Source organism: Pseudarthrobacter sp. MM222 (assembly GCF_947090775.1).
Lineage (GTDB): Bacteria > Actinomycetota > Actinomycetes > Actinomycetales > Micrococcaceae > Arthrobacter.
Genome location: NZ_OX352321.1, coordinates 515533 through 531648 on the forward strand (window position 1 = coordinate 515533; position 16116 = coordinate 531648).

Consider the following 16116-nt stretch of genomic DNA (forward strand, 5'->3'; position numbering starts at 1 on the left):
CCACTCAGAGCACTTTCAGCACCCGCGACGCCGCATTCGTTCGGGACTTCCACATCATGAGCGAGTTCGGCGCCACCGAGAACGGCGGCGTGGAACGGCAGGCCGCCAGCGCCCCGGACGGCCAGCAGCGGCAATGGCTTACCGGCCTGCTGGAGGCCCGCGGCTTCACCGTCCGGTTCGACCGCGCCGGCAACCAGTGGGGCCTGTACGAGGCCGTGCCGGGCGCTCCGTTCGTGGTGGTGGGCTCCCACATGGATTCCCAGCCGACGGCGGGACGCTACGACGGCGCGTACGGGGTGCTGGCAGCAGCGCACGCTGCGTTCCGGCTCGTGGAGCAGTGGGCCACCGCCGGAGCCGACGGGCAGCCCCGGTTCAACATCGCGGTAGTCAACTGGTTCAACGAGGAGGGCTCCCGCTTCAAGCCGTCCATGATGGGCTCCTCCGTCTACACGGGAAAACTCGAGCTCGAGACCGCGCTGGCCACCACGGACGCAGCCGGAGTCTCCGTCCTCGAAGCCCTGGACGCGATCGGTTGCCGCGGCGACTACGAGGGACCGGAAGCCGCATACTGCGCCGAGATCCACATTGAGCAGGGCCGGAGCATGGAGCGCGAAGGAATCACGATCGGCCTGGTGAACTCCAACTGGGCCGCCAACAAATACGAGTTCGTGGTCCACGGCGAGCAGGCACACACCGGCTCCACCGTGATCGCGGACCGGAAGGACGCGCTGCTGGGCGCGTCCATGATGGTGGTGGCCGCCCGCGAACTCGCGGACACCTTCCCCGGCGTCCTGCATACCTCCGTGGGGCAGCTGACCGTCTACCCGAACTCGCCCGTGGTGGTGCCCTCCCGCGTCAGCCTGCTGCTGGACCTGCGCAGCGCCGATGAAGCCGTCCTGGCCGAGGCCGACGCCCTGCTGCACCGGCGGATTCCGGAGATTGAGCGGCTGGCGAACGTCACGGTGGAGCGCCACCACGCCCACTCCTGGCCCGTGACCCCGTACCAGCCCGAGGGCGTTGAGCTTGCAGCCAAGGTGGCGGCGGACCTGGGTCTGGCGAACAAGCAGGTGATGACCCTGGCCGGCCACGACTCGACCAACATGAAGGACCTAGTCCCGACGGTCATGCTCTTCGTGCCCAGCGTGGACGGGATCTCCCACAACGAGCACGAGTACACCACGGACGCGGACATCGTGGCCGGGCTGACCATGCTCACCGAGGTGGTCAACCGGCTCTGCAACGGAGTGCTGGAGGACTGACCGCCGCGGCGGAAACGGTTCAGCCCGTTGCGGGTGCCGCTGAAATCCAGAGCGGCGGGCGGGCGGAGGTGCCAGCCGCATCCGGGCTGGCCACGTGCAGGGTGGGGATGCCGGCTTCCTCGCTCACTCTCACCTCATGTCCCGCTTCGCTGAGGCGTTCACGGAGCGCGTGCAGGTCACCGGCGTATTCAAAGCCCATGCCGGCGCGGCCCGGACCGGTGACGGCGCCGACCATCAAAATCCCGCCGTTCTTCGCCGTAAAGGCTTCGGATTCCGCGTTGTCTGGGTCGCTGCTGCCCGGGTACGGACGGGCCACGGCGCCGACGTCGCGCAGGGTTCGGGCCGCCGCAACGGCGTCCTCGGAAAACCAAACGACGACGACGGCGAGGCCCGGGTCCGCTTCCGCGGACCCGACCCAACTCCCGTCGGCGGCGCGCGTGGCCGGGTCGGCCAGGAAACTGAACCCGTCCGGGGCCGTGACGCGGCAGGAGGGGCCGTGGTCCGCGTCAATGATTTCCGCGGTGGTGCCGCCGTCGGCTTCTCCGGCCTCCTTGGTACGCCGGGCAAATTCCTGCAGGTCGCCCACCTCAACACCGAAGGACGTGGTGCCGTCCTCGCCGGCGCCCTGCTCGACGAAGTGGAGGGCGAGGCGACCGGAACCGGCGTCGAACTCCCGCCAGGTGGGTTCGTCTACAGTCTTGACCATGCCCAGGGAGGTAAGCAGCCCCTCCCACCCATCGAGGCGGGAGGTGAAGTGGACCGGGCGAACTCGCAGCATCGTTGCTCCTTAGGTTGGGACAGATCCGGCTTTCACGGATATCGTGCCATCAAATCGTGCTCGTGGTCAGGGTGGAGCACAATGGTGCCATGGCCGTTGAACTTGAGGAACTGCTGGTGAAGGACGCCGCCGAGTGGCGCGCCTGGCTTGAGCGGCATCACGCGGACAGCCCTGGGGTGTGGCTGGTGCTGCACAAGAAGGGCGGCTCGGTGACGGAACTGGACTATGAGGCGGCGCTGCAGGAGGCGCTCTGTTTCGGCTGGATCGACGGCCAGGGCAGGCGCCGGGACGAGGAGAGCTCGTTCCAGCGGATGACCCGGAGGGGGCCGAAGAGTGTGTGGTCGGAACGGAACGTGGACCGGATCGGTCGCCTCGAGGCCGCCGGCCGGATGACCCCCGCCGGGCGCGCCGCCGTCGAGGGCGCTAAGGCGGACGGCCGCTGGGAAGCCGCCTATTCCGGGTCTGCGACGGCGGTGGTGCCGGCGGACCTCGCGGCGGCCATTGCGGCCGAACCCCGGGCCCAAGCCATGTTCGACGTCCTGACCTCCGTCAACCGGTACGCGCTGATTTACCGGACGAATGCGGTCAAGCAGGCAGCGACGCGGGAGCGGAAGATCGCCGGCTTCGTGGCGATGCTGGCCCGCAATGAGACGCCGTATCCGCAGGTCAAGCGTCCGTCAGGCTCCTGAGGGCAGGGCCCGGACCAAGCTCGCGCCGGAATATTTCAGCCGGTCCGGTCAGAACCCCACGCCCATGGCCTGCGCGATCACCACGGCGGAGGCCGAGGACCACGCCTGCGGATGGCAGGATGCCGGATACGGGACTGCGCGCCCGGATTCGTCGGAGGGCACACCGGCAAACAGTTCCGGCAGCCGGTGGTCGAACGAGGCGGCTGCCTGCAGCAGCCCTTCGGCCAGGATGCGGGCCTCGGCGAGGAAGCCTTCGGCGAGCAGCCCGCGGATAGCGATGGCCGTATCGTGGCTCCAGACCGAGCCGCAGTGGTAGCTGAAGGGCCAGAAGCCGGCGGCCCGGCGCGAAATCGTGTGCACCCCGAAGCCGGAGAACAACTCAGGGCTGAGCAGCCGGTCCGCCACCAGCCTCGACTCCGAGGCGTCGAGGATCCCGGTTCCGAGCAGGTGTCCCATGTTGGAGCCCGGCACGTCCAGCGGGTCGCCGTGTCCGTCGAGGGCCATGGCCGGGAACAGCCCGCCTTCGTCCTCCATCCAGAAGCGCTCGCGGAATGCCTGCTTCAAGGCTTCGGCGAAGTCCCGCAGCGCCTGTCCGCCGGGCTCGCCGTAGGCATCGAACAACTCGGCGGTTTCCACTGCTGCCTGATAGGCGTAGCCCTGCACTTCGGAGAGCGCGATCGGGCCGTCCGCCTGGCGGCCGTTGCGGAACTGCATGGCGTCCCCTGAGTCCTTCCAGCCCTGGTTGCTGAGCCCGTGCCCGGTGGTGTCCTGGTAGCTAAGGAAGCCGCCGTTGGCGCCGGCATGGCCTGCGTCTCCCGCGGCCAGCAACCATTCCGCCGCCCGTGCGGCGTTCGGCAGCAGCGCCCGGACAGTGCTGTCATCGGTGCCGGCACGGCCCAGTTCGCCAAGCAGGCACAGCCACAGCGGGGTGGAGTCCACGGCGCCGTAGTAGATCGGCGGCAGGCGCAGGCCCTGGCTTTCCAGCACCAGCTCCTTGGAACGGAGCTCGTGCAGGATCTTCCCGGGTTCCTCGGCGGCGGCCGGATCGTTCCCGGTGCCCTGGAAGGCGGCCAAGGTGCGCAGCGTCCCGCCGGCGAGTCCGGCGTCGAGCGGCAACAGCAGGCGTGCCGCCCACAGCGAATCGCGTCCAAAGAGGGTGAAATACCAGGGCGCTCCCGCGGCCAGAAAGGGGGCGTCGGGCAGTTGGCGGGAGGCCAGGCGGAGCCCGGCCAGTTCATCGAGGGCGTTGTCCAGCAGCAGGCCCAGCGCACCGGACGGCTCCGCGCGGGGCCGCCGCGAGGTGGGCGGCCGCGCGGCCACGACGGCGTCCTCGGTGTCCGCCAGGACGGCCTGCCATTCGGCTTCGAAGGGCCGCCCGCGCCCTGCGGTGCCACGCCAGAGCAGCCGTTCTCCCGCGGCTACGCTGCCCGAAGCGGCCACCGTGAGGGTCCGGGCGCCGTCCCGCCAGCGCAGGGCCGAGTCGTCCGCGGCGAACGGCGCGAACGGCTGGCGGAACCGGCTGAGCCGGATGGCGGCCATGTCGGTGAAGTCGGCGGCGAGCCGCACTTCAATTTCGACGTCGAGGGCGTCGAACGAGGTGTTCACCTGCAGGGTGTGGCGCACCACGCCGGGTGTGACGGTCCACGTCTGCACGAGTTCGACGGCGGGATCCTCCGTGGGTCCGGGGATGCCGCGGACCAGGCCGCGGACCCGCAGCACTCCGCCGGCCTCCGCCTCAACCGAGGCCGGTTCGGGCGCCATGCCGTTGACGCGGACCTCGGCGCGGCACAGCATGCGCGTGTCGCCGTGCAGCAGCCCGGTGAACCAGCCCGCGCCCGCGGCGGCAGCGTCGGCGGAACCGACTCCTGTGGCCGCCGCGCTGTCCGTGCCCCCGAGTCGGCCGTCGGCGTCGAGCCACAGCTGGGTGGGGGCGGCAATGGAGCAGTGCTGGCGGTGGAGCGCTGGCTGAACAGTCATGCGCCAACCCTATGCCGGGGTAGGGACGGGCTCAACGGAACGCGCGGGGCGCGGCGGCTTCTACTTCGGCGCCGCGTCGTCCATCGGGAAGGCGACGGCCTCGCCCACGACCCGCAGGCATAACTCGGTGCCGGGACGGGCGATCGAGGCGTTCCAGTGCCGGATGGTGATGATCTCGCCGCCGCCGGGGTAACGGTGGTCTGCCACGGCGCCCTCGGCCAGGACGGGCGGGACGGCGAGCTTGAGCCGCACCGTGGTTTCCGGCCCGAAGTAATCGGTGTCCACCACGACGCCGCGGATCGGCCCGTCCTCGGCGATCCGGATCTGCTCGGGGCGCAGCATGAGCTGGACCCGGCCTTGCGCCGGGGGCCTGCGCACGGGGATCCCGCCGAGCGAGCACGTGGCGAGCGAGCCTTCCATCCAGGCATCCAGAATGACGGCGTCGCCGAGGAACTCCGCGGTGGCGCGGTCCGCGGGGCGGGTGTAGACGACGAAGGGGTTGCCGATCTGCGCCAGCCGCCCGCCGCGCATCACCGCCACCTGGTCGGCGAAGGACAGCGCCTCGGCCTGGTCGTGCGTCACCAGGATCGTGGTCACGCCGGCGTCGTGGAGGACCTTGCCGACCGCCCGGCGGGTGGCCACGCGGAGCCCGGCGTCCAGGGCCGAGAACGGCTCGTCCAGCAGCATGAGTTCGGGTTCGCGGGCCAGTGCCCGGGCCAGGGCGACGCGCTGCTGCTGCCCGCCGGAGAGCTGGTGCGGCCGGCGCTTGGCCATTGCCGCGTCGAGGGACACCATCTCCAGCAGCTCGGCGACCCGGGTCTTGACCCCGCGGTGGCCGCCCGGGAGCTTGGCGGCGTCCAGGCCGAACGAGATGTTCTGGCCGACGCTCAGGTGCGGAAACAGGGCACCGTCCTGCGCCACGTAACCGACGTGGCGCTTGTGCGCGGGGACCCAGACGCCGTCGCCGGCCACCTTGCTGCCGTTGAGCGAGATGGTTCCCGTATCGGGATGCTCGAAGCCGGCGATGAGCCGCAGCAGCGTGGTCTTGCCGGATCCAGAGGGCCCAACAATCGCAGTGGTCCCGCCCTTGGCCACCGAAAGGTTGACGCCTTGGAGGACGGCCTGCGACCCGAAGTTCTTGGTTGCCGAGTCAATCTCCAGGTGGCTGTTGGTGCTGGTCGCCACGGACGCGGCGATCCGGGGTTCCGGCAGCCGGGAGGGGGCATCGCGCAAGGGCGAAGTTTCGGTCACTGTCCCGCTACTTTCTTGGACTGCTGGAAAAGGAGGTAGGTCATCGGAGCCGAGATCAGGATCATCAGCAAGGCATATGGCGCCGCGCCGGCGTAGTCGATTTCGCTGCTCTTGCTCCAGAACTCGGTGGCAAGCGTGCGGGTGCCGTTGGGCGAGAGCAGCAGCGTTGCCGTCAGTTCATTGGCGATCGCCAGGAACACCAGGGCGGCGCCGCCGGCGGCGGCGGGGGCAGTGAGGCGCAGCGTCACGCGCAGGAAGGACAGCAGCGGCGGCTTGCCCAGCGCCTGCGCGGCCTCATCGAGTTCCTTGGGCGCCTGGGACAGCCCGGAGCGGATATTGACCAGGGCGCGGGGCAGGAAGAGCAGCACGTAGGCGGCAATCAGGACGCCCGCGGTCTGGTACATGCCGGGCACGAGCCGGATGCTGACGGTCACGAAGGCCAGGCCCACCACGATCCCGGGCATCGAACTGGTCACGTAATTGGACAGTTCCAAGGCCTTGCTGAACCAGCTGGGGTGCCGCACCGCGAGGTAGGCCATGGGGAAGGCGACCACCGTGGTGGCCAGGGCGCCGGCGAGGCCGTAGGCGAGCGTCTGCAGCAGGGCCGGCAGGAATTCCTCCCCGGCCCAGATGTCCGGACCGCCCGCGACGATCCACCGGAGCACGAACGTCAGCGGCAGCCCGAACGCCAACGCGGTCAGGGCCAGCAAGGCCAGTTGGGCCGGGAGCTGGTAGGCGTGCAGGGGCAGCCGCAGTGCCCGGGCCTGGGCGCCGGAACCAATCCGGGCGTACCGGGCGCTGCCCCGGCCGCGGACCTCCAGCACCAGCAGGATGAGGCAGAAGAACACCAGCACGCTGGCCAGCATGTTTCCCGCGGTGCCGTTGAACGTGGACTGGTACTGCACCATGATCGCGGTGGTGAAGGTGTCGAAGCGGATCATGGCGAAGGCGCCGTATTCCGCCAGCAGGTGCAGTGAGACAAGCAGCGCGCCGCCGGTCATCGCGATCCGCAGCTGCGGCAGCACCACCCGGAAGAAGGTCCGCCACGCGCCGAGGCCCAGCGAGGCGGCGGACTGCTCGATCGCCGGGTCCAGCCGGCTGAGGGTCGCGGCGGCCGGAATGTAGACCAGCGGGAAGTATGAGAGCGTGGCGATCAGGACGCCGGACCACAGGCCGCCGAGTGAAGGGACGGCAGAGACCCAGGCGTAGCTGTTGACGAAGGCGGGGATGGCCAGCGGGGCCGCGAGCAAGACCGCCCACCATTTGTGGCCCTTGAGCTGGGTGCGTTCCACCAGCCAGGCGCCGCCGACGCCGAAAAGAAGGCACAGCGGCACCGTGAACACCATGAGCAGCACTGTGTTCAGCAGCAGCTCGCCCACGCGTTCACGGAAGATCAGTGCGACCGCGGTGTCCCACCCGGTGGCGGCGGTCATCACGAGAACGTAACCGAGCGGAACGAGTGAGAACGCCGCGATCAGGACCGCAAGGATTGCTACAACAGAAACGCCGAAAGGCGGGCGGGGACGTTTGCCCCTGCCCGCCGTCGTCGTGTCCCCAGGGTTTCCGGGGACCGCCAGCCTGCTTGTCACCGTTGTTAGAGCAGCCCTGCCTTGGTCATCAGTTCCGTGACCTTGGCGGAGTTGAGCTTGGCCGGATCCACGACCGGGGCCTGCAGTTCCGTCAGCGGCACAAGCTTCTCGTTGGCGGGAACACCGGAGGCGATGGCGTACTCGAACGAGGTGCCCTTTTGCAGGATTTCCTGGCCCTTCTTGCCGGTGATGAACTTGACGAACGCCTGGGCGTCCGCCGCGTTCTTGGAGGAGTTCAGTACTCCGCCGCCGGAAACGGAGACGAAGGCGCCCGGATCCTGGTTCTTGAAGTAGTACGGGGTGACGTTCTTGGAGTTCTCGCCGGTCTTGGCCTGGTCACCGTAGTAGTAGTAGTGGTAGATCAGGGCGGCATCCACTTCGCCGGCGTTGACGGCCTTCATGGCTGTGCTGTTGCCCTTGTAGGCCTTGTAGTTTTCCTTCATGCCCGTGAGCCACTCCGTGGCGGCGGCTTCACCCTTGAGTTCCAGCAGGGCGGAGACGATTGCCTGGAAGTCGGCGCCGGAGGGCGACGCCGCCCACTTGCCCTTCCACTCCGGCTTGGCCAGGTCCAGCATGGACTTGGGCAGCTGGTCTTCGGTCAGCTTGGCCTTGTCGTAGACCAGGACGGTGGAGCGGGCGGCGATGCCGGTCCACTTGTTGGTGGAGGGACGGAACTCGGCGGGGACCTGGTCGACGGTGGCCTTATCCACATCGGCGAACAGTCCGGCGTTCTCCACCTGCGCCATTGCGGGTGAGTTTTCCGTGAGGAACACGTCGGCCGGGGAGGCTGCGCCTTCCTGGATGATCTGGTTGGACATTTCGGTGTCCGAGCCCTGCCGCAGCGTGACCTTGACGCCGGTCTCGGCGGTGAAGGCGTCCACCCATTCCTTGGTCAGCGATTCGTGCTGGGCGTTGTACACCGTGATTTCGCCGGAGGCTTTACCTTCAGCGGCACCGCTGCTGCTGGGTGCGGTGGAGGACGTGCCGGAGCCACAGGCTGCCAGGCCGAGCGCGGCGGTGGCGGCGAGTGCAATGCCTGCCAGCGCGTTGGAGCGGATCTTCATGGGGCTACTTTCTACAGGAGTTCGTCAGGGGGCCCGGGTCCCCGTGAGCGGGGAACTTAGGGCATGCTCACTACGAAAAACTGTAGGTTAGCCAAACCTAAGCAACCAAGCCGGAGGCCGATTAAGTGATCAGGATCACATGAATTACGAAACTATGTCGTGACTTAATTCGCTCGGCTTCCGGACAATGGCCGCCGCTGCCTCCAGCACCATCCAGGCCTGGAGCTGGGTGGAGAGCTCGACGGCGGTGCCGGGCGGATAGCTGCGGCGCGCCGGCAGTTCCGGCTGCGCGGAGAAAATCAGCCGGCTGCCCCTGCGCGCGAGTGGGTCCTCGGCCGCAAGGAGGCGCCGGCCCTCCCAGAGTGCCTCTGCGGTGTCGTTCACCAGCGCGGCGGCCGTGGCGCGGGTCTCGGCCGGGAGCCGGCCGTCGACGGCGGCCAGGGCAAGGTAGCGCGCCAGGATGCCGGTGAAGAGCCCGCCGTCGCCGCTTCCTTCACAGCGAAGGACGGTGGCGCTCCGCCCCAGCAGCGGGGCGGGCAGGGTGAGGCTGCGGGCCACCGATGCCACGAGGCTGGACGCGCGGTCCAGGTTGGCCGGGCCGCCGAGCTCCAGCAGGGCGCCGAGGACGGGACCCTGGTTGTAGGTGTAAATCGCGCTTTCCAGCACCACGTCGCCCGCGCCGGAGATGCGAAGGCCGTCCTGGTACAGGCCCTGGGCCGGGTCGTACAGCCGCGCATCCAGCCAGTCCAGCAGGGCCTGCGCCTTGGCCGGATTGCCGTCGCGGGCGTAGTACAGCGCCACCGGGGCAGTGGCGGGGGTGTTCTTGAAGTCCCGTTTCTTGCTCCAGAACGTGCCGCCGCCAAGGTCGTCGGTGGAGGCGGAATCAAACTGCAGGCTGAGGCTTTTCAGGGCCTTGGAGTTACGCCGCCGCCCGGCCGGGTTGCGGGTCTCCTCGGCCAGGTCCTCCAGCCGCCGGGTGGCCAGGGCCAGCCAGGCCATGTCGTCGAAATAGTCATTGACGAAGGTGAGGAAGTTGCGCAGCCGGATGCCGGTTGCCAGCCGGGAGGCGAGCTGGCCCGCGCTGGCCCGGTTCTCGCCGTCGAAGCGGGCTGCGGGCTGGCTGTCGCTGCCCAGTTCCCGGCGGCCGGCGTCCACAAGGCAGTCCAGATACTGCGCCTGCCACCAGTAGTGCCAGGGCCGGACGAGGTTCTTCAGCCGGCCGGAAGGCCGCACGATCGCGGCAATGTGGGTCCCCGGCAGGAAGAAGAGCCGCTGCCCGAAGAGCCTGGTCACGGCGCGGGCCGCTTCGTCGGCGCGGAACGACCAGTTGGGAGCGGCGGAGCTATCTGCTGGGGTCATGGATTCAGCCTAGCGGCGACCAGGCCGTCGGAGCGGGACCGGCCGCAGGTGCGGGCTGTCCGCATTTCAGTTAACCTGAACTAACTAATGTTCCGTAGCATGGTGATTGCAGCCGGTGACGGCGGGGCAGCTGTCCGGCGTGTCCGCGAAGCACGCCGGACGCAGCCCCGCGGCCGGGAACAGGTTCCACATCAAGGAGGATGCATGGAGATCAAAGGTACTGTTGCGCTGGTTACCGGCGGGGCCTCGGGCCTGGGGGCGGCCACCGCACGCCGGCTCTTCGACGCAGGCGCATCCGTGGTGCTGCTGGACCTGCCGGGCTCGGCCGGAGCGGCGTTCGCGGCCGAACTGAATTCCCGTAACGCGCGGCAGCCCGGCTCTTCGGACATTCCCGATCCCGCGGAACCCGGCAACCAGGCGGTCTTTGTTCCCGCGGACGTGACCAACGAGGAGCAGGTGCAGGCCGCCGTCGATGCCGCCGCCACCCTGGGCCCGCTACGGATCGTGGTGAACTGCGCCGGGATCGCAACCCCGGGCAAGGTGCTGGGCCGCGATGGCGTGCTGCCGCTGGAGGGCTTCAACCGCGTCATCCAGATCAACCTCGTGGGCACCTTCAACGTCATCCGGCTGGCCGCCGCCGCCATGGTGGCCACTGAGCCTGCGATGACCGGGCTCGGCGGCCCGGAGCGCGGCGTCATTATCAACACCGCCTCGGTCGCCGCCTTCGATGGCCAGATTGGCCAGCCCGCCTATGCCGCCTCCAAGGGGGCAGTCGCCGCCATGACGCTGCCGATCGCCCGGGAGTTGGCGCGCTCGCTGGTCCGCGTCGTCACCATCGCCCCCGGCATCTTCGAGACGCCGATGATGGCCGGACTGCCGCAGGAAGCGCAGGACTCCCTGGGCCACCAGGTGCCGCACCCGTCCCGGCTGGGGCGCCCGGCCGAGTACGCGAACCTTGTCGCGCACATTGTGGACAACGCCATGCTCAACGGCGAGACCATCCGCCTCGACGGCGCCATCCGGATGGGGCCCAAGTAATGCCGTCTGAACTCGCGCCCGGACTCGCCGCCGGACCGCCGTCGACGGAGGGTCTGCCGGACGCCGACTTCTTTGACTTCGAGTCCCTGCTCAGCGACACGGAGCAGGCGAAGCTGGCGGAGCTGCGGGGGTTCCTGGCCCAGGAAGTGGCCCCGTATGCCACGGACTGGTGGAACAAGGCCGAATTTCCTGCCCACATCCTGCCAAAGCTGGCCGCCTTGGAACTCAGCGCCCCGGCCCAGCGCGGCTACAGCAATCTGTTCGCGGGACTAATTATCGCCGAGATGACCCGGGTGGATACCTCGCTCGCGACGTTCTTCCTGGTCCACCACGACCTTTTCGTGGAATCCCTCTACGGCTTCGGCTCCGAGGAACAGAAGGCCCGCCTGCTCGAGGACGCCGCCACCCTGCGGACCACGGGCGCCTTCGCGCTGACCGAACCGGAGCACGGCTCGGATGTCGCCGGGGGCATGGAAACCAGGGCCAGGCGCGTTCCCGGGGGAGCGGACGACGGCGGCGACTGCTGGGTGCTCAACGGCGCCAAGCGCTGGATCGGCAACGGGACGTTCTGCGACTACATGCTCGTGTGGGCCCGTGACGAGGCCGACGGCGGCATCCGCGGGTTCATCGTGGACGCGACGCTGCCGGGGGTGCGCCGGAGCAGGATTGAGAACAAGATCGCCCTGCGCACAGTGCAGAACGCCGACATCGTGTTTGAGGACGTCCGGGTGGCCGAGGCGGACCGTTTCGCGGGCATCAGCAGCTTCGAGGACACGAACGAGCTGTTGCGCGGCTCGCGGATCATGGTCGCCTGGCAGGGCGTCGGGCAGCAGCTGGCGGCGTTCGACGTCGCCCGGCAGTACGCCGTCGAACGCCAGCAGTTCGGGCGGCCGCTGGCGAAGTTCCAGCTCGTCCAGCAGCAGCTGGTCACGATGCTCGGGAATGCGGTGGCAAGCATGGGCATGATGGTCCGGATTGCCCAGCTCCAGGACCTCGGTGCCGCGGACATGCCCCAGGTGGCGCTGGCCAAGTCCTATGTCAGCGCCCGGATGCGCGAAACCGTGGCGTTGGGCCGGTCCCTGCTGGGCGGGAACGGAATTGTCACCGACTACCGGATGGCCAAGATCTTCTCCGACGCCGAGGCGATCTACACCTACGAGGGCTCGTTCGAGATCAACACCCTGATCGTGGGCCGTGCCGTCACCGGGGTGTCCGCGATCGTCTAGAAGAGCCCGGGCTCCTTCTCCCCGGCCTCGATCCGGTAATCGAGGCTGTTGTTCTTCACCGGCATGGGGCAGGTGCCGTACGGGGTGAAGGCGCTGGGGTAGTTGATGGCACGGTTGAAGTCCAGGATCACTGTCCCGTCAGGTCGGGGCCTGGTGGTGGAGACTTTCCGCCATTCGTCGGTACTTTCTCCGTTGGTCTCGTCGTGGAATGTGACGGTGAGGGCGCCGAGCTTCTCCTCTTCGGCCTGCAGATGGCACTCGTGGTCCTTGCCCGGCAGCCGGAACACCAGCTCCCCCACCGAGCGGTGCACGCCGTCCACCAGCGGGTTGACGGTTCCGATCGGGACGTCCACGGGTTCCGGATAAGGGAGGAACGTCGCCTCGACCACGAGGTCCGGGCGGTAATCGAAGGTGGGTACGCCGTCGAACTCGGTGAACACGGGTGACCGGGAGTCCCGGGTGCGGAGGGCGTACTTACCGGCCCGCATGGCCAGTTCCACCACCACCTGCCGGCCGTCCTCGCCGCCGTACTGGACCCACATCAGCGACTCCTCATCGGAGAGGCGTGCGGTGATGGTGCCGTCAACGGCCTCGCCGCCGGCCACAAGCGCCAGTCCCGCTGCGGCGTCCGCGGTGAGGAACGCCGTCGTGCCGTCCGTGGACCACAGCCCGGGTGCAAGGTCGACGGCGGACGGCTCGCGCTCCAGCCACTGGAATGAGGTGAGCGTGAGCCAGCCGTGCTCGCTTGCGAGTGCGGTGTTGCGGCTGTTCCGGAAGCGCTGCCAGCGGGCGAGCTGGGCGTCGGGATCTTGGTGCGTCGTGCTCACGGGTTCCTCCCAAGCGGTGGACGGGTGCCTCAGGTCTAACCCTAGGCCCCTCTCAACCGGCTGGCACGTGGTGTCGTTCTGAGGCCGCAAAACGACAACAGCTGCCGGCTACTATCTGAGACAGATTCACGGCAGGCGCCGGCGGCGGGTACCATCCCTTAGGAAGAAGTAACCGGGCTCACAGTATCCAGCGCAGTGTACGAGCCAAGTCGAACCCTCGAAAGATAGTTTCCATGGCTGACACTGCAATGAATTCCGCCACCGACCTCGCCGCCGAACTGCGCGCCGATGTGCGCCGGGTCTCCACCCTGCTGGGTGAATCCCTGGTCCGCCAGCACGGCCCCGAACTCCTTGATCTTGTGGAGCAGGTCCGACTGCTGACCAAAGAATCCAAGGAAGCCGCCCGGGGCGGCGCCGACGCCACCGGTCCCTGGTCCTCGTACGACGTCGTCGCGCAGGTCCGCGAACTGCTCGGCTCCCTGCCCCTTGAGCAGGCCACCGATCTGGTCCGTGCCTTCGCGTTCTATTTCCATCTGGCCAATGCCGCCGAACAGGTCCATCGGGTCCGCGGGCTGCGGACCCGCCAGGAAAAGGACGGCTGGCTCGCCAAGGCCGTCAGCGACATCGCGGACCAGGCCGGCTCCTCCGTGCTGCAGGAGGTGGTGAACGAGCTCGACGTCCGCCCCATCTTTACAGCACATCCCACCGAGGCGTCCCGCCGCTCCGTGCTCGACAAGGTCCGCCGGCTCTCCGACATCCTCGCCGAGGCGACCGACGAGGGGACTTCCGCGCGGCGCCGCCAGGACCGCCAGCTTTCCGAAGTGATTGACCAGATGTGGCAGACCGATGAGCTCCGGCAGGTCCGGCCCACCCCGGTGGACGAGGCCCGGAACGCCATCTACTACCTCACCGGCATCCTCGGCGACGCCATGCCGGAAATGCTCGCGGACCTCTCGGAGCTGCTCGGTGAGCACGGCGTAACGCTGCCCGTGGAGAAGGCGCCGATCCGCTTCGGCTCCTGGATCGGCGGGGACCGCGACGGAAACCCGAACGTCACCGCGGCAGTCACCCGCGAGATCCTGCAGATCCAGAACCAGCATGCCGTCCGGATCAGCATCGCCCTGCTCGACGGGCTCATCTCGATCCTGTCCAACTCGACGGCGCTCGCCGGTGCGGACCAGGAGCTGCTGGACTCGATCGACGTGGACCTGGGGAACCTGCCGGGCCTGGACCGCCGGGTGCTCGAACTGAACGCCCAGGAGCCCTACCGGCTCAAGCTGACCTGCATCAAGGCCAAGCTGCTGAACACCACGCGGCGGGTCACCTCGGGGTCCCCGCACCAGCCGGGACGCGACTACACCGCCACCACGGAGCTCCTCGCCGAGCTGGCCCTGTTGGAGAGGTCGCTGCGGAACCACCACGCCGCACTCGCCGCGGATGGTGCGCTGGCCAGGGTCCGCCGGGCCATTGCGTCTTTCGGGCTTCACCTGGCCACCCTGGACATCCGCGAACACGCCGATCACCACCACGACGCCGTCGGGCAGCTGATGGACCGGCTCGGCGGGCCCGGTGTCCGTTACGCGGAGCTGAGCCGTGCCGAGCGGCTGGAGGTGCTGGGCTCCGAGCTGGCCTCGCGCCGCCCGCTCTCCGGCCACCCGATCAAGCTCGACGGCGTCGCTGACGGCACGTACGACGTCTTTCGGGAGATCCGCCGGGCCCTGAAGACCTACGGTCCCGACGTGATCGAGACGTACATCATCTCGATGACCCGCGGCGCCGACGACGTCCTGGCCGCCGCCGTGCTGGCCCGCGAGGCCGGGCTCGTGAACCTCTTCGGCGAAGCGTCCTACGCCAGGATCGGCTTCGCGCCGCTGCTGGAAACCGTGGAGGAGCTGCGCGCCTCGGCCGAGATCGTGGACCAGCTGCTCTCTGACTCGTCCTACCGGGAGCTGGTCCGGCTGCGCGGCGACGTGCAGGAGGTCATGCTCGGCTACTCGGACTCCAACAAGGAATCCGGCGTCATGACAAGCCAGTGGGAGATCCACAAGACCCAACGCAAACTCCGGGACGTCGCGGCAAAGCACGGGGTGCGGGTGCGCCTTTTCCATGGCCGCGGCGGTTCCGTGGGCCGCGGCGGCGGGCCGACTTACGACGCCATCATGGCTCAGCCCAACGGCGTGCTGGAGGGCGAAATCAAGTTCACCGAACAGGGGGAGGTCATCTCGGACAAGTACTCGCTGCCCGAGCTGGCCCGCGAAAACCTGGAACTGTCGCTGGCCGCCGTGCTGCAGGGCTCGGCCCTGCACCGCACCCCGCGCACCTCGGAGGACCAGCGCGGGCGTTACGGCCACGTGATGGAGACCATCTCCGACGCCGCGTTCGCACGGTACCGGGCGCTGATCGACGACCCGGACCTGCCCGCCTACTTTATGGCGTCCACCCCGGTGGAGCAGCTGGGTTCCCTCAACATCGGCTCACGCCCGTCCAAGCGTCCCGACTCCGGCGCGGGACTGGAAGGCCTGCGCGCCATCCCCTGGGTGTTCGGCTGGACTCAGTCGCGGCAGATCGTGCCCGGCTGGTTCGGCGTCGGCTCCGGTCTCAAGGCAGCCCGCGAGGCCGGCCACTCCGCCCAGCTGGTGGAGATGATGGACGGCTGGCACTTCTTCCGCTCGGTGCTCTCGAACGTGGAAATGACCCTGGCCAAGACGGACATGGACATCGCCGGCTACTACGTTTCGACCCTGGTGCCGGAGGAGCTGCATCATCTTTTCCGCGCCATCCGGGCCGAATACGAACTCACGGTCGCCGAGATCCAGCGGCTCACCGGCGAGGATCTGCTCCTGGATGCCCAGCCGACCCTGAAGCGTTCGTTGGAGATCCGCGACCAGTACCTTGACCCGATCAGCTACCTGCAGGTGGAGCTGCTGCGCCGCATCCGGTCCGAGGCGGCCGCGGGGGAGAGCCTGTCCGGCGCCGAAATCGACGAACGGCTCCAGCGCGCCATGCTGATCACCGTCAACGGAGTCGCAGCAGGCCTCCGCAACACCGGCTAGACCCGT

General features: G+C 68.6%; 12 protein-coding genes. 5 read left to right on the forward strand and 7 right to left on the reverse strand.

All coding sequences use genetic code 11. The features are described 5' to 3' along the window. The first annotated feature begins 56 nt into the window (after positions 1 to 56). Complete coding sequence (locus tag OM977_RS02520; protein WP_442960712.1) at positions 57 to 1259, forward strand: M20 family metallo-hydrolase; 1203 nt, start codon at positions 57 to 59, stop codon at positions 1257 to 1259. 19 nt (positions 1260 to 1278) lie between these two features. On the opposite strand, the gene OM977_RS02525 is transcribed toward OM977_RS02520, so the two are convergent. Next, positions 1279 to 2037: a VOC family protein gene (locus OM977_RS02525; protein WP_264355989.1), complete on the reverse strand. Its 759-nt coding sequence runs from the start codon at positions 2035 to 2037 to the stop codon at positions 1279 to 1281. Positions 2038 to 2126: 89 nt separating this feature from the next. Here OM977_RS02525 and OM977_RS02530 point away from each other — a divergent pair, with 89 nt between their 5' ends. Beyond that, positions 2127 to 2726: a YdeI/OmpD-associated family protein gene (locus OM977_RS02530; protein WP_264355990.1), complete on the forward strand. Its 600-nt coding sequence runs from the start codon at positions 2127 to 2129 to the stop codon at positions 2724 to 2726. Between the two features lie 48 nt (positions 2727 to 2774). Here the strand turns inward: OM977_RS02530 and OM977_RS02535 are convergent, their stop codons facing one another. From OM977_RS02535 to OM977_RS02555, 5 genes are all read right to left on the reverse strand, one after another. After that, complete coding sequence (locus tag OM977_RS02535) at positions 2775 to 4703, reverse strand: glycogen debranching N-terminal domain-containing protein (protein ID WP_264355991.1); 1929 nt, start codon at positions 4701 to 4703, stop codon at positions 2775 to 2777. Positions 4704 to 4763: 60 nt separating this feature from the next. Further along, positions 4764 to 5900: an ABC transporter ATP-binding protein gene (locus OM977_RS02540; RefSeq protein ID WP_442960713.1), complete on the reverse strand. Its 1137-nt coding sequence runs from the start codon at positions 5898 to 5900 to the stop codon at positions 4764 to 4766. 50 nt (positions 5901 to 5950) lie between these two features. After that, complete coding sequence (locus OM977_RS02545) at positions 5951 to 7387, reverse strand: ABC transporter permease (protein ID WP_442960687.1); 1437 nt, start codon at positions 7385 to 7387, stop codon at positions 5951 to 5953. A 161-nt stretch (positions 7388 to 7548) separates the two neighbouring features. Beyond that, positions 7549 to 8607 (reverse strand): iron ABC transporter substrate-binding protein, encoded by a 1059-nt coding sequence (locus OM977_RS02550; RefSeq protein ID WP_264355994.1) that lies wholly within the window; start codon positions 8605 to 8607, stop codon positions 7549 to 7551. Between the two features lie 144 nt (positions 8608 to 8751). Beyond that, positions 8752 to 9966, reverse strand: a complete 1215-nt coding sequence (locus OM977_RS02555; RefSeq protein ID WP_264355995.1) for a glycoside hydrolase family 76 protein — start codon at positions 9964 to 9966, stop codon at positions 8752 to 8754. Positions 9967 to 10170: 204 nt separating this feature from the next. On the opposite strand from OM977_RS02555, the gene OM977_RS02560 reads away from it, so the two are divergent. Further along, the gene (locus tag OM977_RS02560; protein WP_264355996.1) at positions 10171 to 11004 is read left to right on the forward strand and encodes an SDR family NAD(P)-dependent oxidoreductase; all 834 of its coding nucleotides are present in this window, start codon (positions 10171 to 10173) and stop codon (positions 11002 to 11004) included. After that, positions 11004 to 12230: an acyl-CoA dehydrogenase family protein gene (locus tag OM977_RS02565; RefSeq protein WP_264355997.1), complete on the forward strand. Its 1227-nt coding sequence runs from the start codon at positions 11004 to 11006 to the stop codon at positions 12228 to 12230. Before OM977_RS02560 ends, OM977_RS02565 begins: the two co-directional genes overlap by 1 nt. Here OM977_RS02565 and OM977_RS02570 read toward each other — a convergent pair. Continuing rightward, positions 12227 to 13057 (reverse strand): DUF1684 domain-containing protein, encoded by an 831-nt coding sequence (locus OM977_RS02570; RefSeq protein WP_264355998.1) that lies wholly within the window; start codon positions 13055 to 13057, stop codon positions 12227 to 12229. The genes OM977_RS02565 and OM977_RS02570 overlap by 4 nt on opposite strands. Positions 13058 to 13290: 233 nt before the next feature. On the opposite strand from OM977_RS02570, the gene ppc reads away from it, so the two are divergent. After that, entirely contained in the window at positions 13291 to 16110 is a 2820-nt protein-coding gene (gene ppc / locus OM977_RS02575) for a phosphoenolpyruvate carboxylase (RefSeq protein WP_264355999.1), read from the forward strand. The last annotated feature ends 6 nt before the right edge of the window (positions 16111 to 16116 follow it).